The 24,165-nt window shown below is 65.6% G+C and carries 22 protein-coding genes; 14 read left to right on the top strand and 8 right to left on the bottom strand.

Features of this window, described 5'->3' with window-relative positions; all coding sequences use genetic code 11:
- Positions 1-46 precede the first annotated feature (46 nt).
- The 4 genes from rsmB (at position 47) to AC3G2C_RS16045 (ending at position 5,609) form a co-directional block, all read left to right on the top strand.
- Positions 47-1,342: a 16S rRNA (cytosine(967)-C(5))-methyltransferase RsmB gene (gene rsmB, locus AC3G2C_RS16060; RefSeq protein WP_488385638.1), complete on the top strand. Its 1,296-nt coding sequence runs from the start codon at positions 47-49 to the stop codon at positions 1,340-1,342.
- A gap of 101 nt (positions 1,343-1,443) precedes the next feature.
- The gene (locus AC3G2C_RS16055) at positions 1,444-3,174 is read left to right on the top strand and encodes an ArnT family glycosyltransferase (protein WP_488385637.1); all 1,731 of its coding nucleotides are present in this window, start codon (positions 1,444-1,446) and stop codon (positions 3,172-3,174) included.
- Positions 3,175-3,326: 152 nt separating this feature from the next.
- A complete protein-coding gene (locus tag AC3G2C_RS16050) occupies positions 3,327-4,598 on the top strand; it encodes an O-antigen ligase family protein (protein WP_488385636.1) in 1,272 nt (423 codons plus the stop codon).
- 3 nt (positions 4,599-4,601) lie between these two features.
- Complete coding sequence (locus AC3G2C_RS16045; RefSeq protein WP_488385635.1) at positions 4,602-5,609, top strand: glycosyltransferase; 1,008 nt, start codon at positions 4,602-4,604, stop codon at positions 5,607-5,609.
- Here AC3G2C_RS16045 and AC3G2C_RS16040 read toward each other — a convergent pair.
- Complete coding sequence (locus AC3G2C_RS16040; RefSeq protein WP_488385634.1) at positions 5,588-6,442, bottom strand: glycosyltransferase family 2 protein; 855 nt, start codon at positions 6,440-6,442, stop codon at positions 5,588-5,590. The two genes, AC3G2C_RS16045 and AC3G2C_RS16040, sit on opposite strands and share 22 nt — an antisense overlap.
- Positions 6,439-7,284, bottom strand: a complete 846-nt coding sequence (locus tag AC3G2C_RS16035) for a glycosyltransferase family 2 protein (protein ID WP_488385633.1) — start codon at positions 7,282-7,284, stop codon at positions 6,439-6,441. Before AC3G2C_RS16035 ends, AC3G2C_RS16040 begins: the two co-directional genes overlap by 4 nt.
- A 121-nt stretch (positions 7,285-7,405) precedes the next feature.
- Between AC3G2C_RS16035 and AC3G2C_RS16030 the strand changes: the two genes are divergently transcribed.
- The 4 genes from AC3G2C_RS16030 (at position 7,406) to AC3G2C_RS16015 (ending at position 11,359) form a co-directional block, all read left to right on the top strand.
- Positions 7,406-8,221, top strand: coding sequence for a glycosyltransferase family 2 protein (locus tag AC3G2C_RS16030; RefSeq protein WP_488385632.1), 816 nt, complete (start codon positions 7,406-7,408; stop codon positions 8,219-8,221).
- The gene (locus tag AC3G2C_RS16025; protein ID WP_488385631.1) at positions 8,218-9,252 is read left to right on the top strand and encodes a CDP-glycerol glycerophosphotransferase family protein; all 1,035 of its coding nucleotides are present in this window, start codon (positions 8,218-8,220) and stop codon (positions 9,250-9,252) included. Before AC3G2C_RS16030 ends, AC3G2C_RS16025 begins: the two co-directional genes overlap by 4 nt.
- Before the next feature lie 77 nt (positions 9,253-9,329).
- Positions 9,330-11,036, top strand: a complete 1,707-nt coding sequence (locus AC3G2C_RS16020) for an ArnT family glycosyltransferase (protein ID WP_488385630.1) — start codon at positions 9,330-9,332, stop codon at positions 11,034-11,036.
- Positions 11,033-11,359 (top strand): tetratricopeptide repeat protein, encoded by a 327-nt coding sequence (locus AC3G2C_RS16015; RefSeq protein WP_488385629.1) that lies wholly within the window; start codon positions 11,033-11,035, stop codon positions 11,357-11,359. The genes AC3G2C_RS16020 and AC3G2C_RS16015 overlap by 4 nt, the downstream gene beginning before the upstream one ends.
- Positions 11,360-11,441: 82 nt before the next feature.
- Here the strand turns inward: AC3G2C_RS16015 and AC3G2C_RS16010 are convergent, their stop codons facing one another.
- Positions 11,442-12,335: an LpxL/LpxP family acyltransferase gene (locus AC3G2C_RS16010; protein ID WP_488385628.1), complete on the bottom strand. Its 894-nt coding sequence runs from the start codon at positions 12,333-12,335 to the stop codon at positions 11,442-11,444.
- 107 nt (positions 12,336-12,442) lie between these two features.
- On the opposite strand from AC3G2C_RS16010, the gene dtd reads away from it, so the two are divergent.
- On the top strand, positions 12,443-12,883 hold the full coding sequence (gene dtd, locus AC3G2C_RS16005; protein WP_488385627.1) for a D-aminoacyl-tRNA deacylase: 441 nt from the start codon (positions 12,443-12,445) through the stop codon (positions 12,881-12,883).
- A 167-nt stretch (positions 12,884-13,050) separates the two neighbouring features.
- Positions 13,051-14,901: an RNA polymerase sigma factor RpoD gene (gene rpoD, locus AC3G2C_RS16000; protein ID WP_488385626.1), complete on the top strand. Its 1,851-nt coding sequence runs from the start codon at positions 13,051-13,053 to the stop codon at positions 14,899-14,901.
- A gap of 84 nt (positions 14,902-14,985) precedes the next feature.
- Here the strand turns inward: rpoD and AC3G2C_RS15995 are convergent, their stop codons facing one another.
- From AC3G2C_RS15995 to ftrA, 4 genes are all read right to left on the bottom strand, one after another.
- On the bottom strand, positions 14,986-15,357 hold the full coding sequence (locus tag AC3G2C_RS15995) for a SnoaL-like domain-containing protein (RefSeq protein ID WP_488385625.1): 372 nt from the start codon (positions 15,355-15,357) through the stop codon (positions 14,986-14,988).
- 90 nt (positions 15,358-15,447) lie between these two features.
- A complete protein-coding gene (locus AC3G2C_RS15990; RefSeq protein ID WP_488385624.1) occupies positions 15,448-17,052 on the bottom strand; it encodes a S10 family peptidase in 1,605 nt (534 codons plus the stop codon).
- Positions 17,053-17,133: 81 nt separating this feature from the next.
- Positions 17,134-17,997 carry an EamA/RhaT family transporter gene (locus tag AC3G2C_RS15985; protein WP_488385623.1) on the bottom strand — a complete coding sequence of 288 codons (864 nt, stop codon included), beginning with the start codon at positions 17,995-17,997 and terminating at the stop codon, positions 17,134-17,136.
- A gap of 60 nt (positions 17,998-18,057) precedes the next feature.
- A complete protein-coding gene (ftrA, locus tag AC3G2C_RS15980; RefSeq protein ID WP_488385622.1) occupies positions 18,058-19,047 on the bottom strand; it encodes a transcriptional regulator FtrA in 990 nt (329 codons plus the stop codon).
- Positions 19,048-19,125: 78 nt separating this feature from the next.
- Between ftrA and AC3G2C_RS15975 the strand changes: the two genes are divergently transcribed.
- From AC3G2C_RS15975 to AC3G2C_RS15960, 4 genes are all read left to right on the top strand, one after another.
- The gene (locus tag AC3G2C_RS15975) at positions 19,126-19,521 is read left to right on the top strand and encodes a rhodanese-like domain-containing protein (protein ID WP_488385621.1); all 396 of its coding nucleotides are present in this window, start codon (positions 19,126-19,128) and stop codon (positions 19,519-19,521) included.
- 31 nt (positions 19,522-19,552) lie between these two features.
- On the top strand, positions 19,553-20,002 hold the full coding sequence (locus AC3G2C_RS15970) for a GNAT family N-acetyltransferase (RefSeq protein ID WP_488385620.1): 450 nt from the start codon (positions 19,553-19,555) through the stop codon (positions 20,000-20,002).
- Between the two features lie 8 nt (positions 20,003-20,010).
- The gene (locus AC3G2C_RS15965; RefSeq protein ID WP_488385619.1) at positions 20,011-20,355 is read left to right on the top strand and encodes a DUF1272 domain-containing protein; all 345 of its coding nucleotides are present in this window, start codon (positions 20,011-20,013) and stop codon (positions 20,353-20,355) included.
- A 222-nt stretch (positions 20,356-20,577) separates the two neighbouring features.
- Positions 20,578-22,779 carry a diguanylate cyclase domain-containing protein gene (locus AC3G2C_RS15960; protein ID WP_488385618.1) on the top strand — a complete coding sequence of 734 codons (2,202 nt, stop codon included), beginning with the start codon at positions 20,578-20,580 and terminating at the stop codon, positions 22,777-22,779.
- Here AC3G2C_RS15960 and AC3G2C_RS15955 read toward each other — a convergent pair whose 3' ends face one another.
- Positions 22,780-24,108 carry an MFS transporter gene (locus AC3G2C_RS15955; RefSeq protein ID WP_488385617.1) on the bottom strand — a complete coding sequence of 443 codons (1,329 nt, stop codon included), beginning with the start codon at positions 24,106-24,108 and terminating at the stop codon, positions 22,780-22,782.
- Between the last annotated feature and the right edge of the window lie 57 nt (positions 24,109-24,165).

Genomic DNA, 24,165 nt, shown 5'->3' with positions numbered 1-24,165 from the left:
CGCCGTCACCCACCCGCGATCCGCTCCCCTCTACGATGGCCCGCCCATGAACGACACCCGCGCCCTTGCTGCCCAAGCCCTCGCCGAAGTCGCCCTGCGCGGCGCGTCGTTGCGCGACGCCATGGAACGTTACGCGCCACGCCTTCCCGACGCACGCGACCGCGCGCTGCTGATGGCCTTGCTTAGCGATGGCGCGCGCTGGTGGCTGCGATTCGACCCTGCGCTCGATCGCCTGCTGGAGAAGCCACTGCGCCAGAAGGAGCCGGCCATCCACGCCCTGCTGGTGCTGGGCCTGGTGCAACTGGAGATTCTGCAGTTGCCCGATTACGCCGCCGTGGCGGCCACCGTGCAGGCGGCACGCGCGCTGCAACGACCGCGACTGGCCGGCTTGGTCAATGCCGTACTGCGGCGCTGGCAGCGCGAGCGCGAGGGCCTGCTGGTCGCGCTCGACGCCAAGCCCCAGACCCGTCACGCGCACCCGGCCTGGCTGGCCAAGTCTCTGGCACGCGACTGGCCCGCGCAGGCCGACGCCGTCATGGCCGCCGACAACCGCGAGCCACCCCTGATGTTGCGGGTGAATCATCGACGCGCCCAGCGGGACGACTTGATCGAACGCCTGCGCGCCGGTGGCTACGAGGCGTCGCCCCACCCCTGGCTGGGCGACGCCATCGTGTTGCCGCACAGCAGCGACGTGACCCGCATGCCGGGCTTTGCCGCAGGCGAGTTTGCCGTCCAGGACGGCGCGGCCCAGATCGCCGCCGACCTGGCTCAGGTGCACGATGGCCTGCGCGTGCTCGATGCCTGTGCGGCGCCGGGTGGCAAGGCGTGCCACTTGCTCGAGCGCGCCCATCTCGACCTCACCGCGCTGGAGTTCGACGCCAAGCGTGCCCAGCGCATCAGCCAGAACCTGGAGCGCCTGGGCCTGCAGGCAAACCTGGTGATCGGCGATGCCGGCGAGCCCGCCCGCTGGTGGGATGGCAAGCCATTTGATCGCATCCTCATCGATGCGCCGTGTTCGGCCACCGGCGTGTTGCGCCGCCGCCCCGACGTGCGCCTGCACCGCCGCGAAAGCGACATCGCCCCGCTGGTGGCGCAGCAGCGTCGCATCCTTACCGCCTTGTGGCCGTTGCTGGCGCCGGGCGGACGCCTGCTCTACATCACCTGCTCGCTGCTGCGCGCGGAGAACGACGAAGTGGTCGATGAGTGGTTGGCCACGCAGCCCGATGCCCGCGCGCTGCCGCTGGACCTACCGGCCGGCCGGGCGGCAGTTGTGGGCTGGCAAGTGTTGCCCGGCGATGGTGACCTGGACGGCATGTACTATGCCGTCCTTGAAAAGGCCTGACGCCCTGCGCGCGTAGGCGCCACCGAGGTGGTCCGAGTGCGGGGGGCGCGCGGACCGTGAACATTCTTTGCGATGCGGCCCTGCCGCCCCGGAAACCACGCATGCTTGCAGCCGCTCCCGCCACCACCCAGGAACGACGCCGTTTCTGGCTACTGATGCTCATCGCCCTGGTGGTAATCGGCGCCGGCATGGGTCTGCGCGACCCGTGGCCCTCGGACGAACCTCGCTTCGCCCTGGCCGCCAAGCAAATGGTGGAGAGCGGCGAATGGCTGTTCCCGCATCGCGGCAGCGAGTTGTATTCGGACAAGCCGCCCATGCTGTTCTGGCTGGAGGCCGCCAGCTATCTGCTGGTGGGTAGCTGGCGCATCGCCTTCCTGCTGCCTTCGCTGCTCTCTGCGTTGGCCTGTCTGGCGCTGGTCTACGACCTGGGTCGTCGCCTGTGGAACCGACAGGTCGGCCTGTATGCGGCCTCGGCACTCCTGATCACCTTCCAGTTCATCTACCAGACCAAACGGGCACAGATTGATCCGCTGGTGCTGGGCTACATCACCGCCGCCAACTGGGGCTTGTTGGTTCATCTACTGAAGGGACCGAACTGGCGGGCGTACTGGTTCGGCTGTTTCTGCGCGGGCCTGGGCGTCATTACCAAGGGCGTTGGCGTGCTGGCGCTGCTGTTGTTGCTGCCTTACGTCGTGGCTCTGTATGGCCAATGGCATGGCGTCAGCCGACCGGGGCCGGGCAGTTGGTGGCGCTGGTTGCTGGGCCTGGTGGCGCTTGGCGTAGCGATGGCGCTGTGGCTGGTGCCGATGTTGCTGAGCGCCAAAGCACATGCCCATGACCCCGCCTATGCCGCCTACGTCAACGACATCCTGTTCCACCAGACCGCCGGCCGCTACAGCAAATCGTGGGATCACCACCATCCGGTGTACTACTACGTGCCCATCGTGTTGTTCACCTGGCTGCCGCTGTCGCTGACCTACCCGGGCACGCTGCCGCGTTGGTGGCGTGCTCTCAAGGCCAAGGATGCGCGCATCCTGCTGCCGCTTGGCTGGATCGTGCTGCTGCTGGTGTTCTTCTCCGTCCCCAAGGGCAAGCGCGACGTCTACATCATGCCGGCGCTGCCGATGCTGGCGCTGATCACTGCCCCGTATCTGGAAGAGCTACTGACCAAGCGTTGGCTGCGCGTCGCCGGGCTCGCCTTCATCGGCGTGATGGGCGGCGCCATGCTGGCCGTGGGTGGCGCGGCGCTGCTGGCCCATCCCAAGTTCGCCAGCGAGTTCGCCACCGCGCGAGGTTTCGAAGATGGCGGCCATGCGCTGTGGCTGATGTTCGTCACCATTGGCGCCATCCAGTTGGCGCTGATCGCCGCCCTGCGCGTGCGACGTGCCGTTGCGGCAGTGGCGGGCGGCATGGCCGCCATGTGGCTGGTGTGGAGCCTGTGGGCCTACCCCATTCTCAACAATTCCAGCTCGTCGGCAGGGTTGATGGCCGAAGTGCGCGAGCGACTCGCCCCTGGCGACCAGTTGGGTATGGTCGCCTGGAAGGAGCAGAACCTCTTGATGCTCGACCGGCCCGCGGTGGATTTCGGCTTCACTCGCCCATGGCACGACCAGTACGCCGCCGCCGTCGCCTGGCAGGCGCAAGATCCGGCGCATCGCTGGCTGTTCGCGCTCGACCCGGTGATGGCCCAGTGTGTGGACCGCAACAAGGCGATCAGCTTGGGGCATGCCAACCGCCGCGAGTGGTGGTTGTTCAAGGCCGATGCGGTGGTGCCGGGTTGCCTGCCGGATGAGACCGTGGATCGCGTACCAGCCAATAGCCCGGATGACTAAGGGCTCTATTCGGGCTAGATGAACGGCGCTTCAGACATTCGACCTAACCGTCAGATCATGCGATGCGCTTGCCTTATGCTCTCGCCGGCCGTCCCCTCCTGGAGGCAACATGCCCCGCTGGCCGTGAAAAGAATCCTTGAATGACTGGTTCGATGTCCGACGTCCCTAACAAGTCAGGCAATTACAGCGACTGGATCGTCGCCGCCCTGTTGTCCGCCCTGCCGTTCTGCTTTACCACTCCGTACGAGTCCAAGACCGTGCTGGTGGGGGCGGCGTTCCTGTGGGGCATCGCTACCCTGATCACCCGCGCAGACACACGACGCACCTATCGCGCGGTAGGTTTGATCGTGGGTGTATTCCTGCTTCACCTGGTGATCAACCTGGTCAATATCCGGCTGCACCACCTGAGCTGGAAACAGGCTGACTTGCCATCGCAGATCCTGTTGTTCGTCGTCGTCGGCGCCTTGTTCGCGCGCCCCTGGAAGGAGCACCTGTTCTGGGCGGTAGTGAGTGCGACCCTGCTCCTGCTCGGCGGCGCGAGCTTGTGGCAGCACTACTTGCAAGGTATCGAGCGTCCTTACGGCCTCAACGGTAAGGATTGGGGCTCGATCGAGTACGCCATGGTGATGCTGGCGATGGCGCTGTTCGCCGTGATCCAGCTCATGCGTCGCACGGCTGCCGCTCCGCTGCGGCTGTTTCATGGCGTGGCTGCGACGGTGGGCTTTTACGGCGCCGTACTCACCCAGAGCCGAGGGCCATTGTTGGCCTTTGCCGTGGCGTTGGTGTTGGTGCTCTCGCTGCACTTCCGCCGCCACCGCACGTGGTCCCTCACAGCGGGTGCCGTGGCCGCCACGCTGTTAATCATCGGTGGCGGCTCGCTGTCACTCAACGACAAGATCCGCGAACGCTTTCTGGAAGTGCATGCCGAGGTGGTCACCTATAGCCCCCGTAGTGCCACCGGTGCGGTGCGGGAGCGATTGGAGATGTGGCGTACAGCTTGGCGCGCCTTCCAGGAGCATCCGTGGAGCGGCGTGGGAGTGAACCAGTTCGGCAACTACTCCCAGGCCCAGGTGGCCTTGGGCAAGGCCAACGAAAGCATTGCCAAGTACCAGCACCCGCATAGCGAGTATCTGGAAGCACTGTCTACGCTGGGCATCGCCGGCGGCATCACCATCGTTCTGATCTTCGTACTGCCGCTGGTGTTTTTCCTGCGTCGCAGTAACGACGACCACGAGCAGATCGCGACCCAGGCCAGCGCAGGCGCGGCGATCGTCTTGCTCTATGCTTTGTGCGCCCTGACCGATAACGTGTTCTATCGCCCCATGCCGCAGTCCATCTATATGTTCTTCGTGCTTGGGCTGATGTTGAGCATCGCCTACCGGCAGTCCGGCCGCATCGACGCTTCCCTGCCCGGCGCGCGGTAGTACATGGCAGCCATCCACCTGCTTGTATGGGACAACCAGCGTGGATTGAGCCATGACCTGCGCCTGGTCCAGGACGCCCTGCTCGCGCAGGGCCACGACGTGCACGTCACGCGGCTGGGACCTCGTTGGCAGGACGGAAGGTGGCGTGCTGTGGGACAGCGACTGCGTCTGTGGTGGCGCTGGGCATGCTCCCTGGGACGCTCACCGCACCGCTATGACGCCAACATTGCCCTTGAGACAGTTCGCCCTCGCTTTTTCGGGCTGGCGCGACGCAACTTGATCATCCCTAACCCCGAGTGGTTCCCACCCGGGAGCCAGCGCTTCCTGCAACGCTATGACGCGGTGCTTACCAAGACCGCCATCAGCGCCCACCTGTTCGCGCCCATCGCAAAACGTGTTGTGCCAATCGGTTTCACCAGCTGCGATCGGCTGGACGCCAACGTTGCCAAGCACGATGGCTTTCTTCATGTGGCCGGCGCCAGCACCATGAAGGGCACCGAACGTTTGCTCGACGTATGGCGTCGCCACCCGGAGTGGCCCGTACTCACCGTGCTCCAGTCACCCGAGGCGGCTGACCCGGCGCGAGCGGTCGTAGCACCGAATATCCGCCATCGCATCGAGCATCTGTCGAGCGAGACGTTACGCACGCTACAGAACAGCCACGCGTTCCATCTGTGCCTATCTGAAACGGAAGGCTGGGGCCACTACATCGTCGAGGCCATGAGTTGCCGCGCCGTCGTGATCACCTGCGATGCACCACCCATGAACGAACTGGTCACTTCCGAGCGCGGCATGCTGGTGGCTGCTTCGCCAGGCGGCCATAGCCAGTTGGCCACCCGTTACGCCTTCGATACCGAGGACTTGGAGCGCCTTGTCGCCCAGGCCGTGGCCATGCCCTTGGATCAACGCAAGCAATTGGGCGACAACGCCCGCGCCTGGTTCCTGAAAGTGCAGGGCACGTTCCCCGCACGGCTTGGCGAGGCGATCGATCAGCTCTTGCGCGAGGACTGACCTTCGGTCAGCGCCTGCGGCGCCTGGGTGAATTCGGCCAGGTGCTGATCAAGCCCCAAGGCGCAGCGCACCGCGCGCGTGGCGCGCGTAGCGTCCACCACGGCGTCGTTGGGGTTGTCCAGGCGATCGTGCTTGCGTGAACGATGGAACAGATGCCAGGCGAGGGCACTGAAGCGCACGTCGCGTCGCTGCAGGCCGGCATGCAGGCCGCGAATGGCCAGCTCCAGGTCTTCGCGCCCCCAGCCGGTCATGGCCTCATTGAAGCCATTGATGCGAACCAGGTCCTCGCGCCAGAACGCCATGTTGCAGCTCTTGATGCCCTTGGTGCGCTGGGACGGCTTGGCGTAGAGCCCGGCCAGCCAGGGCAGGCGCAAGGTGTGGCGGCGACGCTCGATGCCCGGCGTGAAAAAGCCCACCTCGGTCTCGCCCTCATCCATCAGGCGCTGCGAATTGCCTTCATCCAGCAATACCCGCGAGCCCTGGATGAAACAGCCGGCGCGGGCAAAGCGGCAATGATCGGCGATGAAGTGCCGCTCGGCCACCATGTCGCCGTCGAGCAGCACGATGTAATCGCCACGCGCGGCGGCAATGCCGCGATTGCGCGCCCGACTCATGCGCGCACCGTCGTCGGGCTGCCACACATGCACCAGGCGACAGGGGTAATCCACCGCCAGTCGCTCAAGCAACGCACGCGTATCGGGGCGTGAGCCATCGTCGGTCACGATGACTTCGTAGGGCAGTTCGCTCTGGCGAGCCAGCGCCTTGAGCACCAGCTCAAGCGCGGAGGGCCAGTTGTAGGTGATGACAACGACACTGATGCGCACGGCGCTCATGCTCCCTGCCGGTGCGCGGGGCGCAGATCATCCGGGCGCTGGGCGAATGTCGCCAGGTGTCCATCGATGCCACGCTCGCAACGCACCACCTTGTTGGCCAGGGTGGCCTCGAAGCGTGCCTCGCCGGGATTCTCGCTGCCCAGGTTGCCACGCGAGGCATGATGCAGATGCGCCGCAATCGCGCAGAACTTGAGGCTGTAACGGGTAAGGCCGTAGTGCAGGCAACGTGCCGCCAGCTCGGTGTCCTCGTAACCCCAGCCGACCATAGCCTCATCGAAGCCGTTCACCGCGAGCAGATCCTTGCGCCAGTACGACTGGTTGCAGCTCATGATGGTGGTGAGGTCGTGACGCGGACGCGCTTTCCAGCGCGCCAGCAACGGCATGCGCAACGCCTTGCTGCGACGATCCAGGCCCAGCGACCACGGCCCGATGTCCAACCGGCCAGCCTCGATCAGGTGGCGGGTGCGCGCTTCGTCGAGCAGCACACGCCCGCCCTGCAGGAACGCCTGCGGCTTGGCGAAAGCCACATGGTCCTGCAGGAAGGCCGATTGCGGCACCATGTCGCCGTCGAGCAGCACCACATAGTCGCCCGCCGCCGCCGCGATGCCACGATTGCGTGCGCGCGCCGCGCGAAAGCCTTCATGCGGCTGCCAGACATAACGCAGCGGCACGGGAAAATGCTCGGCCACGCGCTGGACGGTCGCCAAGGTTTCCGGCCCGGAGCCATCGTCGGTCACGATCACTTCCCACGGCCAGGGACAGTGCTGGCGTGCGAGCGAACGCAGCGCCAGTTCCAGCGCCTGCGGCCATTCGTGAGTGAGTACGACTACGGAAAGAAGCATGGCTGCCTGTTGCGCCGGGTAAGCCCGCCAACAATAGCCGCAGCCACCTGAAGACGCCATTTCGCCGCGCGACACCAGCGCCGCCGGCGGCCCACGGCATGACTTGGGATACCATGCGCGGATGCGTACCTACCCCCTTACCCTCGTGGTCATCACCTACAACGAGGCGAAGAGCATTGCCCGATGCCTGGACAGCGTGCCGTTCGCCGCCGAGAAGCTGGTGATCGACAGCGGCAGCACCGACGACACCGTGGCCATCGCCCAGGCCCATGGCGCCCGCGTGGTGCATCAGTCGTGGCTTGGGTTCGGCCCTCAACGCAACTTCGCCACGACCCAATGCAGCCACGAATGGATCCTGGCGCTGGACGCGGACGAATACCTCACCCCGGCGCTGGCTGCCGAGCTGGAGCAGGGGCTGCCAGCGTTGATGGCAAGCGACACATGCGCGGCCTTCCTGCGTCGCGCGACCATCTACATGGGCGCGCCGATGCGCTGGTACCTGCCGGCCATGGGCGAGAAGATGGCGCGTCTGTTCCATCGCGACCGCGCCCGCTGGACCGATGCGCGCGTGCACGAATCGCTGCGCTTTGACGGGCCCTCGGTCACGCTCAAGGCGCCGTTTAATCACGAGAACAACCCCAGCCTGCCCGAGAAGCAGATCAAGGTGCTGCGCTACGCGGAGCTCAAGTGCCGCGACTGGCTGGACAAGGGCAAACCCGTGCGCATGTGGCAAACGCCGTTCGTGTACCTATTGGCCTTCGTCAAGGACTACCTGTTCCGGCTGGCCTTCCTGGACGGCTGGCGCGGCTTCGCCATCGCGCAAACCGCCGCCACGTATGCCGCCTACAAGCGCATGCGCTACTACGAGATGCGGCACAACCCCGCCTCCGTGCAAAGCGCGGCCGATGCCCTGACCCGCCACGGAATCGATCGATGAGCAAGCAGCATTACCTTCTCTACGGCTCCGAGCGCTACGCGCTGGCCATCCTGCGCCCCATCCAGGAAGCCATCCGCGCCCGCGGTGACGAGGCCGCCTGGTTCTTCGACGGCCCGGGCGCCGAGGATCTGGTCAAGGGCGAGCGCCTGCTCACCGTGCAGGAGGTACGCGCATGGAAACCGCGCGCCGTCATCACCTCCAGCAACGCCGTGCCGCACTTCTTCCCGGGCGTGAAAGTGGAAACCTTCCACGGCTTCGACGCTGGCAAGCCGCGCCATATCTACGTGCGTGGCTTCTTCGACCTGTACTGCACCACTGGACCGCGCGATACCGCCAAGTTCAAGGAAATCGCCGATCGCGTGGGCCACTTCGCCGTGATGGAAACGGGCTTCCCCAAGCTCGATCCCTTCATGAAGGAAATCCACGGTCCGCTGCCGCCGGTGCGCCAGCCGCCCGTGATCCTTTACCACTCGACTTTTTCGCCGTCGTGGAGCGCCGCCGAAACGCTGTACGAAGAGGTCAAGCGGCTCTCGCGCGATGGCCGCTGGCGCTGGATCGTCACCTTCCACCCGAAGATGAATCCGGAAACCACGGCCAAGTACAAGGCGTTGCAGAACGAGTACCTCACGTTCGCCGAAAACGACAACATTCTGGAGTTGTTCCCCCAGGTGGACATGATGTGCTCGGACACATCCTCGGCGCTCAACGAGTTCCTGCTCACCGGCAAACCAGTGGTGACGTTCAAGAACCGTCGCCCCGGGCCACAGTTGATCGACATCGACGAGGCCTCGCAGTTCGAACCCGCCATCGAGCGCGCGCTGGCCCGGCCACCCGAGCTGATGCAAGCCATTCGCGAATACGGCGATGCCATCCACCCCTACCGGGACGGCCACTCGAGCGAACGCATCCTGCAGGCCATCGACGCCTTCATTGCCGCCGGCGGCCGCAACCGACGCCGCAAACCCTGGAATCTTTGGCGAAAACTCAAGCTGCGTCGGCGCATCGGCTACTGGGGCCCGGCCGGCTGGTAAGCCCGCTGCGCCACAGGCCAACGTGGACAGGGCCCGGCTCGGGCTAGAATTGGCCCACCGCACCAAGAAGACTGCCCGTGGCATCCAGCAGCTATAGCCGCTCCGAACACCTGCGCTCCCTCTGGCCCTGGCTCCCGCTATGGGTCGCGGCGGCCTTGCTGGCGATCTTTTCGCACGGCCCCATGCCGCTGTATTCCACCCGCACGCTCGCCGTGGCGTGGGAAATGTGGAACCACCACCAGTGGCTGGTGCCGCACATCAATGGCCAGCCCTACAGCGAAAAAGTACCGCTGCTGTTCTGGCTGATCCACGCGGGCTGGCTGGTGTTCGGCGTAAGCGACGTGTGGCCACGCATGCTGGAAGTGATCTTCGGCGGCGCGGAACTGGTACTGCTCTCGCTGCTCGCGCAGCGCCTCTTTCCGCAGCGGCCGTGGGTAGCCAAGGGCGCACCGTGGATGCTGCTGGCGCTGAGCTACGCCTTCCTGTTCGGCTTGCAGATCATGTACGAGGTGCTGCTGGCCGTATGGGTGCTGGCGGCGCTGCTTGCGCTTACTCCGCGCCGCGATCGTGCCGAACCACGCTGGTTGCTGTTTGGGGTGTGCGTGGGTCTGGGCCTGCTCACCAAGGGCCCGGTGATGTTCCTGCACGTGGCTTTCCCGTGGCTGCTCGGCCCGCTTTGGAGCGATTGGGCCCGGGACAACCGAGCGCGCTGGTACGGGCGCGGCGTGCTGTCCCTGTTGCTGGGCGGCGCGATGCTGCTGGCGTGGGCGCTGCCCGCCGGCTTCGCTGGCGGCGAGGCCTATCGCCAGCGCCTGTTCTTTACCCAGACTGCCGGCCGCGTGGTGGATGCATTCGACCATGCCCGTCCGTTCTGGTGGTACTTGCCGATGATCCCGGCGCTGCTGTTCCCATTCAGTGGCTGGCCGCGCGCCTGGGCCGCGCTGATCACGCTGCGCCGCCCGTTCGATGCCGGCTTGCGCTTTGCCCTGTGCTGGGTGCTGCCGGTGATGCTGGCGTTCTCCTTCATCAGCGGCAAGCAGCTGTATTACCCGCTGCCCGAGTATGCGGGCGCCGCCCTGCTGATCGCCGGTGCGGTGGCCGTGCTGCGCGAGCGCCGTCCGACCCTGGCCAATACGCCATGGCTGGGCACGTGGCCGCTGGGCATCGGCGGCATCCTGTTTGGCGTGTTCCTGTTCGTGCTGCCGGTGCTGGTGGCGCACAACGACCTGCACGGCGAATGGTTCGACAACACGCAGCGCTATAGCCGCTACTTCAGCGTGGTGTTCGTGCTGCTGGGCGCGCTGCTGTTGCTTCGCGGTCGCGGCGAACTGCGCCGGCTGGCCTTCGCCGGCCTGGTGGGCACGCTGGCGCTCAACACCTTGTTCACCCTCACCATGTGGCCGAACTTCGACCTGCGCCCCTCGGCACGACTGCTGAGCGCCGCCGATGCGGAGGGCCGCGCGATCGGCTATCTGGGCAACTACGAAGGCCAGTTCCATTTCGAGGGTCGCCTGACGCATCCGCTGGAACGCCTGGCCGAAGGCGACTCCCTGCAGGAGTTCGCGCGCCTGCATCCCGACGGCCTGATCGTCGCGCGCCCGGAGAAGCTCCAATCCACCGACCTGCGCTACCCGCTGCTGGTGCAGCCGTTCCGCTCCACCTGGGTGGTGATCTGGCCAGCCAAGTCGCTGGCCGAATTGCGCGCCGGGCGTGTGCCGGCGGAACCGCCGCACCCGACCCGGGTGTATCAGGTGGACGAGTGGCGCTTCCGCGCCCTGCAATGAACGACGCCCTGATTGCCAACCTGCGCGCCCAATGCGGCGGCCCCCGCGATGGCGCATTGCTGCGCTTTTCGCTGGGCAATGCGCTGCTCGCCGCGGGCGATCCGGCTGGCGCGGCGCAGGAACTGCGCCAGGCAGTGGCCTTCGATGCGGGCTATTCCGCCGCGTGGAAGCTGCTGGGCAAGGCCTGCCTGACGCTGGAAGACCAGGCCGGCGCGGCCGACGCCTGGCGGCATGGCATCGCCGCCGCGCAGGCGCGCGGCGACAAGCAGGCGGAAAAGGAGATGACCGTGTTCCTGCGCCGACTGGAGCGACCGGCGCCCTGAGCGCCCGTTCACGATGACCGTGTGGCCCGCGCCGGCCGCGAAGGGTTATGCAGAGGTCGCCAACAGGCTCCGAGCAACGCGCTCAGTGATTCTCGGTGTCGTACGGGCTCGGACGATCGTCCGCCGTGTAGCGCTTGTAATGCCACTGGTACTGCGCGAATGCCAACTCCACGCAGCGCTCCACGCCCTGGTTGAGCGCACGGCAGGCCACGGCGAGATCCGCCTCGGCCAGGGCTTCCGGCGCCGGCAGCAGATGGATGCGATAGCCGGCCCCGTGCGGCAGTCGCTCGGCGAAGGCAAACAACACCGTCGCGCCCGTGCGGGCCGCCAGCCGCGGCAACAGCACCATGGTCAACGCATCGCGACCGAAGAAAGGCGCGAACTCGCCTTCGCCGGCACGCGGCTTCTGGTCGGGCAGGATGCCCACCGTGCCGCCCGCCGCCAGCCGCTTGTACAGCGTGCGCACGCCCGCGCCCTCGGCGCGCACCTGCTCGGGCGCCAGCGCCCCACGAACCTTGCGCAGCAGCGTTTCCACCGCGGCGATGCGCGGCGGGCGATACAGGATCGCCATCGGCGTCTTGCGGCACAGCCAGTAGTTGAGCAGCTCCCAGCAACCCAGGTGCGGGGCGGCGATGATCACGCCCTTGCCGGATGCCAGGGCGGCGTCGAACAGCGCTTCGCCGCGCACTTCGCGCACCAGGTCCAGCGCACGCTCGGGATCGTTGCCCCAGATCTTGGCGATCTCCAGCGCCGACTTGCCGCTCTCGGCCATGGTCTCGCGCAGCAGGGCGGCGTGAGCAGCCTCGTCCAGGCCCGGGCGCACAATGCGCAGGTTGACCGAGGTGAAGTGCGCGGTGCGGCTGCGCCGCCATAGCGACAAGCGGCCAATGCCGGCGCCGATGCCATGCAGCGTGCGCAGCGGCAGTTTGCCGACCAGGCGCAGCAGCAGGTAGATGAGGGTGATGTCGAATCGCATGAGCCGCGCAGTGTAACCGCCCGCGTGGCACCAGCGCGCTAGGCCTCCGTGGCACCCACCGCAGCCACGCCCTAAGCTTGGGCGCCCTCGCCACTGCCTTGGTCCCCATGATTGCCCTGATCCAGCGCGTCCTATCCGCTCGCGTCGATGTCGAACACGAAACCGTCGGCCAGATCGGCCCGGGCCTGCTGGCCCTGGTGGGCGTGCAACCGGGGGATGACGAGGCCCGTACACGCCGCCTGCTTGAGCGCCTGCTGGGCTATCGCGTCTTCGCCGATGACCAGGGCCGCATGAACCGCTCCCTCGCCGACACCGGTGGCGAGCTGTTGCTGGTAAGCCAGTTCACCCTGGCCGCCGACACCCGCTCGGGCATGCGCCCCAGCTTCACCAGCGCAGCCAGCCCGGAAGAGGGGCGCCGCTGGTTCGATCGCCTGGTGGAACTTGCCCGCGCGGCGCACCCCAGGGTGGAAATCGGCCGCTTCGGCGCCCATATGCAGGTACATCTGGTCAACGACGGCCCGGTCACCTTCTGGCTGGAAACGCCCTGAGCCGCGCAGACAAGCGCGCGCCGAGTATTCCCACAGAAAAATCGACCGAAGATGGCGATTTGGCGCGATTTTTGCGTAGCGACCATCCCCATTTTTCTTCCTTGAAAACTGGTCAAAAAAGCACCACATCGGTATACTGATCGGTTCCGGCACAAGCGGCGGTAGGTATGAACAACAAAGCTCCCGAGCAACAGTCTGAAATCAAGGCGCTCATCTCCAAGGGTCTGGAGCAGGGCTACCTGACCTACGCCGAAATCAACGACCACCTGCCCGACGACATCGTCGATCCGGAGCAGATCGAAGACATCATGGCGGTGCTCAAGGGCGTCGGCATCGAGGTGCACGACGCTGCACCGGACGCCGACCCGCTCTCCGACACCGCCGCTGGCAGCACCACCGACGACGAGGCCGCCGCTGAAGAAGCCGTGGCCCTGCTGTCGGCCGTGGACTCCGAAGTGGGCCGCACCACCGACCCCGTGCGCATGTACATGCGCGAGATGGGCACGGTCGAGCTGCTGACCCGCGAGGGCGAAATCGCCATCGCCAAGCGCATCGAGGAAGGCCTGGGCCAGGTGCAGACCGCACTCGCCACCTTCCCGCTCACCATCGAGCTGTTGCTTGAAGAGTACGACCAGCACCTGGACGGCAAGCGCCGCCTCAGCGAAGTGCTGGCCGGTTTCGCCGACCTGGAAGAAGCGGCTGACGCCGCTCAGGCCCTGGCCGAAGAAGAAGTCGCCGACTCCGACGATGAAGTGGAAGAAGACGAAGACGATTCCGTGGACGAGGATGCCGGCCCGGCCGGTCCCGACCCGGAAGAGGTCAAGCGTCGCATGGAGCTGCTGCGCGACTACTACAGCAAGTTCCAGAAGTCGGCCGCCAAGGCCACCGACATCAACGACAAGAAGGTCACCAAGCTGCGTGACCAGATGGCAGAGGAGTTCCTCAAGCTCAAGCTGCCGTCCGCGCTGATCGACGGCTTCGTGCGCAAGCTGCGCGAGGTGGTGAACGACATCCGTCATCACGAGCGCGTGCTGATGGACATCTTCGTCAAGCACGTGAAGATGCCCAAGGCCGAGTTCCTCAAGACGTTCCCCAGCAACGAGGGCAACCTCGAGTGGGCGAACGAGCTGGGCCGCAAGCGCCAGAAGTGGTCGCCGAACATCAAGCCGCACAAGGAAGCGATCGACGCCGAGCAGGAAAAGCTCGCCTCCATCGAACGCAAGCTGTTCCTGCCGCTGACCGACATCAAGGAAATCAACCGTACGATGTCGATCGGCGAGGCCAAGGCCCGCCGCGCCAAGAAGGAAATGGTCGAGGCGAACCTGCGCCTGGTTATCTCCATCGCCAAGAAGTACACCAACCGCGGCCTGCAGTTCCTGGACCTCATCCAGGAAGGCAACATCGGCCTGATGAAGGCCGTGGACAAGTTCGAATACCGCCGCGGCTACAAGTTCTCCACGTACGCCACGTGGTGGATCCGCCAGGCCATTACCCGCTCGATCGCCGACCAGGCGCGCACCATTCGTATTCCGGTGCACATGATCGAGACGATCAACAAGTTGAACCGCATTTCCCGCCAGATGCTTCAGCAGTTCGGCCGCGAGCCGACGCCGGAGGAGCTGGCCAAGGAAATGGACATGCCTGAGGACAAGATCCGCAAGGTGCTGAAGATCGCGAAGGAACCGATCTCGATGGAAACCCCCATCGGCGACGACGAGGATTCGCATCTGGGTGACTTCATCGAGGACACCAACGCGTCCTCGCCGGTCGAGTCGGCCACCGAAACGGGCCTGATGGAAACCGTGCGCGACGTGCTGGCCGGCCTCACCCCGAGGGAAGCCAAGGTGCTGCGCATGCGCTTCGGCATCGATATGAACACCGACCACACGCTGGAAGAAGTGGGCAAGCAGTTCGACGTGACGCGCGAGCGCATCCGTCAGATCGAGGCCAAGGCGCTGCGCAAGCTGCGTCACCCGAGCCGTTCGGAACAGCTGCGTTCGTTCCTCGACATCGACTGATCAAATCGAGCATCACGCTGGTGCAAGTACAGGGAGCCCCGCGAAAGCGGGGCTTTTTGTTGCCTGCGTAAAGGCCGGGGCAGCTCAGCCTGCGTCGTAGAAGAACTGCTCCAGCACGATCTTGTCGTCCTTCACGTGGTACACGCAGACCTCGCTCATGAGGACGCGACCGTGCTCTTTCATGGTCACGTCCAGGCTCATCACCACGCTAAACCAATTGCCAGCCACGAGCGGATCGCTCACCTCCACACCGTGCAGCTCCGCCACGCCGGCCTGGAAGCGCTTGCCCTTTTCCAGGATGGCCTCCAGCCCACTCACGTTGCCGAGGGGACCGTTGGCCATGGCCGCCGGCTCGACGCTTATCGCGTCGCGCGCGTACAGCTCGTGCTGGGCTTCTTCGAAACGACCGTGGCGACACATGGCCACCAGGCGCTTGGCGATACTTTCAGTACTCATGGGCGCGCTCCGCTGGAGGGAGCCGGAGCGTAACGCCGCCTCAGCCACGCGAGCGTGAAGGCGCGGGCATGCCCGCGCCTACGCCATCACTCAGTGCTTGCCGACGTTGTCGGTATCCTCGATGAAGCGCGCCACGTTGTCGTGCAATGCCTTCAACGACGCTTCGTGCGCATACACCATGTGTCCCGACGGATACCACGCGTAGGAGATGTTCTGTTGCAGGTTTGCCGGAATCGGCATGTGGTGCATTTCGTAATCAGCGGCGAAGTAGGGCGTGGCCAGATCGTAATAACCGCCATGCAGCGACACGCGCATGTTCGGGTTGGTCTTCATCGCCGTGGCCAGGTCAGGCATCACGTTGGTTGACTGTTGCAGAGCCTCGGTTGCGCCGGGTGCCTTGTGCGCGAAATCCCAGTGATCGATGTCGGCGAACAGACGATAGGTGCGGCCCTCACCGAACTTGAGCTGGCGGCGCACATAGTCGTTGAAGGCCGCCACGTAGGCAGAGCTGATGGCGGAGGACTGCGGATCGTAGTCCGCGCTCTTGCTCAGCGGGTCCAGCGACGGGCCGGAGAAGCGCGAATCGAGTCGGCCCGTGGTGATATCGCCATCGGCCTGCAGTTCGTGCTCGAACATGCCGCCGTCCACGCGCAGATTGGCCTTGAGCAGGTAGGCCACCGGCAGGCCGGTGTACTGGTGCAGCTTTTCGGCGACGGCTTGCTTGCGCGCGTTGTCCAGTCGCGCACCGGCCATCAACGCCGAGGCGTAATCGGTGAGTGCGTACTGTTCCACCTCGTGCAGAAACGGCTCCAGCGCCGCCGGCTGCTGCGGCAGCTTGTGGTGGTAGAACGCGGTGGCGGCAAAGGTCGGCAGGCCCACCACGTAGGGCAGGTCCACGCCCGGGTTGTTGCCTGCGCCGTCGATGCTCGTGTCGAAATTGAGAATCTGCGAGAGCAGGATCACACCGTTGAGGTCGACGCTGTCCTCGTTGGTCAGAATGTTCGATACCACCGCCGAACGCGTAGTGCCGTAGCTCTCGCCGAACAGGTACTTGGGCGAATTCCAACGGTTGTACTTGGAGAGGAACTGGGTGATGAACTGCGCGAACGCGTGGCCGTCGCCATCCACGCTGTAGTACTGCTTTTTGCGCTCCTTCATCTGATCGTCGCGCTTGCCCTTGTCGGCATCGTCGGCGAGCAGGCGGCTGAAGCCGGCGCCTGGCGCATCGATGAATACCAGGTCCGAGGCATCGAGCAGGCTGTAGTCGTTGTTGATCAGCCCGTACGGCGCCGCGGGCGTGTGCGAGTCGTCGCTGGTCACCACGCGCTTGGGCCCGAATGCGCCCATGTGCAGCCACACCGTGGCCGAACCCGGGCCGCCGTTGTAGATGAAGGTAATGGGCCGCTTGCCGGCTTCCACGCCCTTCTTGAAGTACGCGGTGTAGAACATGCTTACCTGCGACTCGGCCTCCTTGTCGCCGGTGCCGTGCAATACCAGGGTACCCGCCACCGCTTTGTAGTCGATGCTTTTGCCTTCCACCTTCACCGAACCGGAGGATTCGGACGCCTGCGGCTGCAGCAAGGCCGCATCGGGCTTGTCTTCGGGCTTGGATGCCTTGGTGTCCTTGTCGGCCGCGTGGACGGCCGGGCCGAGCAGTAGCGAGGCAAGCGCGACGGCGAGGGGGAGCTTACGCATGGACGAAAACCTCTGGGGAAGCGCGGGGCGCGAAGACGCCAGCTTAGGCAGCAGCTTCCATGGCTTTACATACGCCAGAAGTCACGCCTGCCCCCAGGCGATCAGGCCGATGGCCGCCACCGCCAGTACCAAGCCCAGCGCATTCAGGCGGCTGAGCCGCTCACGGAAGGCCAGCGTGCCCACCAGCGCGCCCAACGCCACCACGCCCAGGTTCATGCTGGCGAAGACCAGCGACGGATGATCGGGCAGCGCCTGGTGGCCGCGCACGTAGAACACGATGTTGCCGAAGTTGGCCAGTCCGATCAGCAGACCGGCTACCGCATCGCGCAGGGTAAAGAAGGTGCGGTCATGCCAGCGACGCCACAACAGCAACGCCACCGACACCAGCAGGGCCAACGCGAACATCGCCTGCAGAGAAGCCGCGAAGGGCGTGCCGGCCTGCGCCACGCGCTTGAACAGGATGTCGATAGCGCCGAAACCGCCGAACACCAGCAGCGGCCACAGCCAGGCGCGCGGCCCGGCGTCCACGCCGCGCGGCTCCACCCGCCACACCATGCACAGCAGCGCCGACAGGCCCAGGGCGAGGCCGGCACCCTTTTGCGCATTCAGACTTTCGCCGAACCACAGGAACGCTGCAAGAAGCGAGATCAACAGCGAGAGCCGCTGCGCAGCGTCGGTGCGCACGATGCCGACGCTGCGCACCGACGCCGCCAGGGCCAGGAAGATCAACGGCAGCAACACGCCCAGGCCCACGAAGCCCAGCCACGGCGCCTGCGCGCTGCGCAACACCGCCAGGCTTGGGTGGAATACCCACGCGGTCATCGCGCTGGTCACCACGTAATTCCATGCGATGGCCTGGCCGATATCCACCTCCAGGCGGCGCGCCAGCTTGAGCAGCACGGAAACCAACACGCTGCAGGCAACGCTCATCAACACATAGATCATGGAGGGTCCTTGGGAAAGATCGAGCCGCCGCCATCGTGCCGCGCGGGTACGACACGGGCGTTAACCCTGGTGCGCAAAGCGTTCGCGATAGCGCGCCGGGCTGAGCTTCAGATGATGGCGGAAGTGGTGGCGCAACGTATCCGCACTGCCGAAGCCGCACAACTGCGCCACGCGCTCCATGTCCAGCTCGCTGCCCTCCAGCAGCTCGCGCGCGCGACCCAGGCGCTCGCGCGTGAGCCATTGCTTGGGCGAGCATCCGGTGGCCTCCTCGAAGCGACGCAGCAAGGTGCGCTCGCTCATGCGCGCGCGATCCGCCAGCTCCCGCAGCGCCAGTGGCTGGTCCATATGGCGACGCATCCAATCCAGCAGCTTGCCAAGGGTGGCGCCCTGCGGCGGCAGGGGCGACTGGATGAACTGCGCCTGCCCGCCATCGCGATGCGCGGGCACCACCGCGCGGCGTGCCACGCTGTTGGCCGCCTCCGGACCAAAGTCGCGGCGAATCACGTGCAGGGAAAGGTCCAGCGCCGCCGCGCTACCGGCCGAGGTCAACAAGCGCCCCTCGTCCACGTAGAGCACGTCCGGCTCGATCCGGATGGCGGGGTAGCGCTCGGCCAAGGCCTGGGCGTAACGCCAGTGCGTGGTGGCGCGACAACCATCCAACAGGCCAGTGGCCGCCAACACGAACACGCCCGAGCAATAGGAGATCAAACGTGCACCGCGTGCATGGGCTTCGCGGAGCGCGGCCAACAGTGCCTGCGGTGGCTCGGTATCCACGCCGCGCCAGCCGGGCACGATCACCGTGCCCGCCTGCGCCAACCGCTCCAGGCCGCCCTCGGCCTGCACCAGCATGCCGCCTGCCGCGCGCATCGGGCCGTCGTCCACTGCACAGAGGCCAAAGCGGTACCACTCGGGTAGCTCCGGCCGCGCCAAGCCGAACATTTCCACTGCAATGCCGAACTCAAAGGTGCACAGCCCGTCGTACACCAACGCGATCACGTCGCGGTTGGCCGGCCCTGAACGGCGGTGGATGCGTTTTGGCGATTTATTCATGATGCTTGTCATTCTTGCCAATGTCGGCCCGGCGTGCCAGTGCCGATACTGGCTCCCGTCTTCAACGCGGAGCCGATCATGAGCAGTGTGGTGCAACGTTTTCCCGCCGCGGCCAGCGCCCAGGCGCTGGCGCACTTCCAGGCCCGCCTGGGTTTCGAAACCGACTGCGCCGACGTGCACTACGCGACCCAGCACGAAACCGCGGATTTCGTGCTGCTGGATGTACGCACTCCCGCGCACTACGCCGAAGGGCACGTGCCGGGCGCGCAAAACATGCCCACGCGCACCATCAGCGAACAACGCCTTGCGGATTTTCCGACCGACACCTTGTTCGTGGTCTATTGCGCGGGCCCGCACTGCAACGGCGCCAACAAGGCCGCGCTGAAACTCGCTCAGCTCGGGCGCCCGGTGAAGGAGATGATCGGCGGCATCACCGGCTGGCTCGACGAGGGTTTTGCGCTTGCCCAGCCTTGATGCACCGGCCCCGAATGCGCATGACCCGGCAGTGACGATCCGACGCGCAGGCACCGCCGATGTCGCCGTACTGCATGCGCTGGGCGCCGAACACGCCGCCTACGAACAACTGGTGCACCGCGCGGAAGCCGCCGCACTGGCGGCGGCGCTTGCGGGCGAATCGCCCACGCTGCGCGCATGGCTCGCCTGGGTGGGCAACGATGCCGTGGGCTATGCCAGCGTCACCCGCGACTACTCCACGCTCCATGGTGCGTTCTTCCTGCATATGGACTGCCTCTACGTGCGCGCCGCCTGGCGCAAGCGAGCCATCGGTCATCAACTGTGGCGCACCGTCATCGACGCCGCGCCAGCGCTGGGTTGCGCCATCGTCGAATGGCAAACCCCGAACTGGAACGAGGGTGCCGCGCGCTTCTATCGCCGCCTGGGCGCCGACGAATCAATCAAGCGTCGCTACCGTTTGGTGCTGCCCGCGTCGCCATGAACGCGCACATGCCATGCGATCATCACGCACCCCACGAGGCCGAAACCATGCTGGAACTGCGCCCCACCTGCGAACACTGTGACAAGGCCCTGCCGCCCGCCTCGGGCGAAGCGATGATCTGCTCTTTCGAGTGCACGTTCTGCCGCGACTGCGTGGACTTGTTGGCCAATGTCTGCCCCAACTGCGGCGGCGGCTTCGCGCCGCGCCCGGTGCGCCCGGCGCACGACTGGCGAGGCGGCAACGCCTTGCCGCGCCATCCAGCCAGCACGCAGGTGGTGCACCACCCCGTAGACCTTCGCGCGCACGCGACACTGGTGGCGAAGATCGACGGCTTGTCGCCTGCCGAGCGCTGAGCTGCGCCCTTTTTGCACCCAGCTCGTCGTCACCACTCGGTTGTGTACGGACGTACACGCCCTCGTTCTTCCTTGATCTGCCTGCAAACCGATCCCGGCACGGGCCACGCGGAGATCGTGAACAGGCTCTTGAACATTTCGCCCGACGACACCTCTTTGACATGCCTCCGCCTAAAGATGGCGAGGCAGGCGTGTGCCTGCGGGCCACCCCAGGAACGAGGCATGTACGAACAGGAAGCGAGAGTTCGCGAGTCGCTATCGCTGCTGGCGAGCATGGGCGGCCTGTTCGTGGTGGTGCTCTTGACCGTGGTGTTCTCACTGTCGCTCGGCCTGCACTTTGGCGGCGTGGTGCCGATCTGGATTCCCGGCGGCATTGTGGTCGGGGTGACCCTGATGGCGCGCTCGCGCGATTGGCTCGCGCTGTTCCTCGCAGCCTTCCTGGCCTACGTCGCTGGCGAAGCCATCACCTATGAGGGTGCTCCCGGAAATCACCTGCCGATGGCGCTCGCCTTCAGCGTGGCCGACATGCTGGACATCCTGGTGGTGGTCGCCATCGTAAGGCGCTGGTTTCCCAACTTGGCCGAGGCGCCGCATTTATTGCATTACCGACAGCTCGGCCGGGTAGGTTTCATCGCCGCCGTGATCGGCTGCGCCGCCTGCGCCTTGCTCGGCGCAGCGGTGGACAACGCTGCAAACGGCCTGCCGTACTGGGGCGCGGTGGACACCTGGTTCCGCGGTCACCTGCTGGGCATGGTGGTGGTGGCGACGCTCACCCTGGTAGTGCTGCGGCAACGGCATCGCATGCTGGGTGACCCTGGTCGCCGCCTCCGCCTGTTGGTGGATGTGACCCTGCTCGCGCTGGTGACCGCCTGGGTATTTACTCAGTCGAACTATCCCCTGACATTCCTGGTCTTGCCGCCGTTGCTCTATGTGGTCTACCAGCACCGGTTTCCCGGACTGGTGATCGGCATCGGCCTAGTCACAACGCTGACCAACCTGGCGACCGCACGCGGCTGGGGACCTTTCAACCTGTTGGTAGGGCACGACACGCGCACCTGGGCCCTGATGGCCCAATTGTTTCTCGGCGCGCTGTGCCTCGTGGCGCTGCCGGTGGCGCTGGCCATGGCCGATCGCCGCCTGCTGCTGCAGCAACTGGAGGAGAGCGAAAACCGCTACCGCCTGCTGGCCGACTACGCCACCGACCTCATCATGCGCGTGGCCCGCGACGGTACGCGTCGCTACGTATCGCCCTCGGTAAAAGACATGCTGGGCTGGGACGTGTCCGAATACATCGCACAGGGCCGCGAGCTGATCCACCCGGACGACCGCGAACGCGTGACGCAAGCTGCCGAAGCCCTGTGGCAAAACGGAAAGCCCGCGCTCACCCAGTACCGGGTGCGACGCAGGGACGGCGAGTATGTATGGATAGAAGCCCTAGCGCGCGTGGCGCCCAGCCCTGACCACCCCGGCGAGTCGGAACTGATCTACACAGGCCGTGACATCACCGAGGCCATGCTCGCCGAGCAGGCGCTCGCCGAGAGCGAGCAGCGCCTGCGCACCATCACTGACAACGTGCCTGCGGTGATTGCGCAGGTGGACGCGCAGCAGCGTTACACCTTCATCAATGCCTACGCGAGCAACGTGGTGGGCGTGGATGCCGGTGCCATCCTTGGCCGCACGATCGAGGAGGTGCGCGGCCCCACGTTGTTCCCGCTGCTCCAACCACACGTAGAACGCGCTCTGGCGGGCGAAGCCGACACCTTCGAATACCAGACCGATACCAACGGCCGGCGACGCTATTTCCAGGCCACTTACCTGCCGGTGACTGGCGTGCGCGGTGAGCACGAAGGTTTCTACACACTCACCACGGACATCACCGAGATCAAGCAAGCCGAGCAACAGCTTGCCTTCTTGGCACACCACGACACACTTACCGGCATCGCCAACCGCCTATCGTTCCACGAAGGCATCAACGAGGCCGTGCGCCACGCCGGCGCCACGCACACCACGTTGCTAGCCATGATGATCGACGTGGATCACTTCAAGCAGATCAACGATACCTATGGCCACGCCTCCGGCGACACCGCATTGCGCGAAGTAGCCGCGCGACTCAAGGCCAGCGTGCGCAAGACCGACTTGCTGGCGCGACTGGGCGGTGACGAATTCGTCATTCTCTGCCACGACATTGAAGATGCCGATACCGCCGAAGCACTGGCCGACAAAATCGTCGACGCCATGCGCGTGCCCGTCATGCTCGGCACCGTCCCCTTACGGGTCACCCTGAGCATGGGCCTGGCGCTATGCCGCGACGTGTCCGACGCCGACACACTGCTGCAGCGTGCCGACGAAGCGCTCTACCAGGCCAAGGAAAACGGACGTGACGGCTACCGCCTGGTTACCCAGGGCATCGACGGCACGCGGTGACTACTCTCGCTCCGCCAGGGCGCGATTGACGCGCAAGGCCAGCAACGTGCACGCCACGCCGGACAACAGGTACACGCTGACCGCCACCAGCCCGAAGCGCACCGACAGACCAAGCGCCACCAGCGGCGCAAAAGCCGCGCCAATCAGCCAGGCGAAATCGGTGGTGAGCGCCGCACCGGCGTAGCGCAGGCGGATATCGAAATTGGACGTGACGCTGCCCGCCGCCTGTCCGTAGGACAGACCCAGGCCGCCGAAGCCCAGGATGATGAAGGCGTCCTGCCCCAGCTTGCCGCCGCCCAGCAGCCACGGCGTGATCAGCGCGAAGATGGCGATCAACGCCGCCATGGTACCCAGGGTGGTGCGACGACCGAAACGATCGGCCAGCAGACCCGACACGATCATGCCCAGGATGCAGGCCACCGCGCCGATCAGTTCCGCCACCAGCACCGCGCCCACCGACTGGGTGGAACCCAGCACGATCCATGACAGCGGGAAGATCGTCACCAGATGGAACAGCGCATAGCTGGCCAGCGCCGCGAACGCACCGATGAAGATGTTGTAGCCCTGTGTGCGCAGCAACTCGACGATGCCGATGGGCTCCAGCTCGCGCTCTTCCATCGCCACCGTGTATTCCTCGGTCACCACCAGGCGCAGGCGCGCAAATAGAGCCACCACGTTGATGGCAAAGGCGACGAAGAACGGATAGCGCCAACCCCAGTCGATGAAATCTTCCTCGCTGAGGCTGGTGTGCAGGAACAGAAACAGGGCACCGGCCACCATGAAGCCGATGGGTGCGCTGAGCTGGCCTAGCATGGCGTACCAGCCGCGCCGCGCGGGTGGCGTGTTGAGCGCCAGCAAGGAGGGCAGGCCATCCCATGAGCCGCCCAGGGCAATGCCCTGCAGGATGCGGAACAACACCAGCAAGGCGATCGACCAGGTGCCGATCACGCGGTAACTAGGCAGAAAGGCCATGCCTGCCGTCGCACTGCCGAGCAGGAACAGGGCAATGGTGAGCTTGATGCCACGACTCCAGCGCCGCTGGAAGCTCATGAACAACGCGGTGCCGAACGGTCGCGCGATGAAAGCCAGTGAAAAGATCGTGAAGGCATACAGCATGCCGTCCAGCCGACTGGCGTCGGGGAACAACAGCGATGGAAACACCAGCACGCAGGAAATGCCGAAGACGAAAAAGTCGAAGTGCTCGGACGTGCGGCCGATGATCACGCCAACCGCGATCTCGCCCGGCGCGACCTTGGCGTGCGCCTGCAGGCGCCCGATGTCCTCGACCGAAGTGCCTGCCGCGCCGTGCTCAGGGAACGTGCTTGACATAGTCGTTACTCGGAAAGAGGGAGGATGACCCGGCCAGTGATCGACATCGCCACGCCT

The sequence above is a fragment of the Frateuria sp. sgz306004 genome (assembly GCF_057750885.1).
Note: the sequence above shows the minus strand (reverse complement) of the source record. Positions and strands in the feature narration are given on the sequence as shown.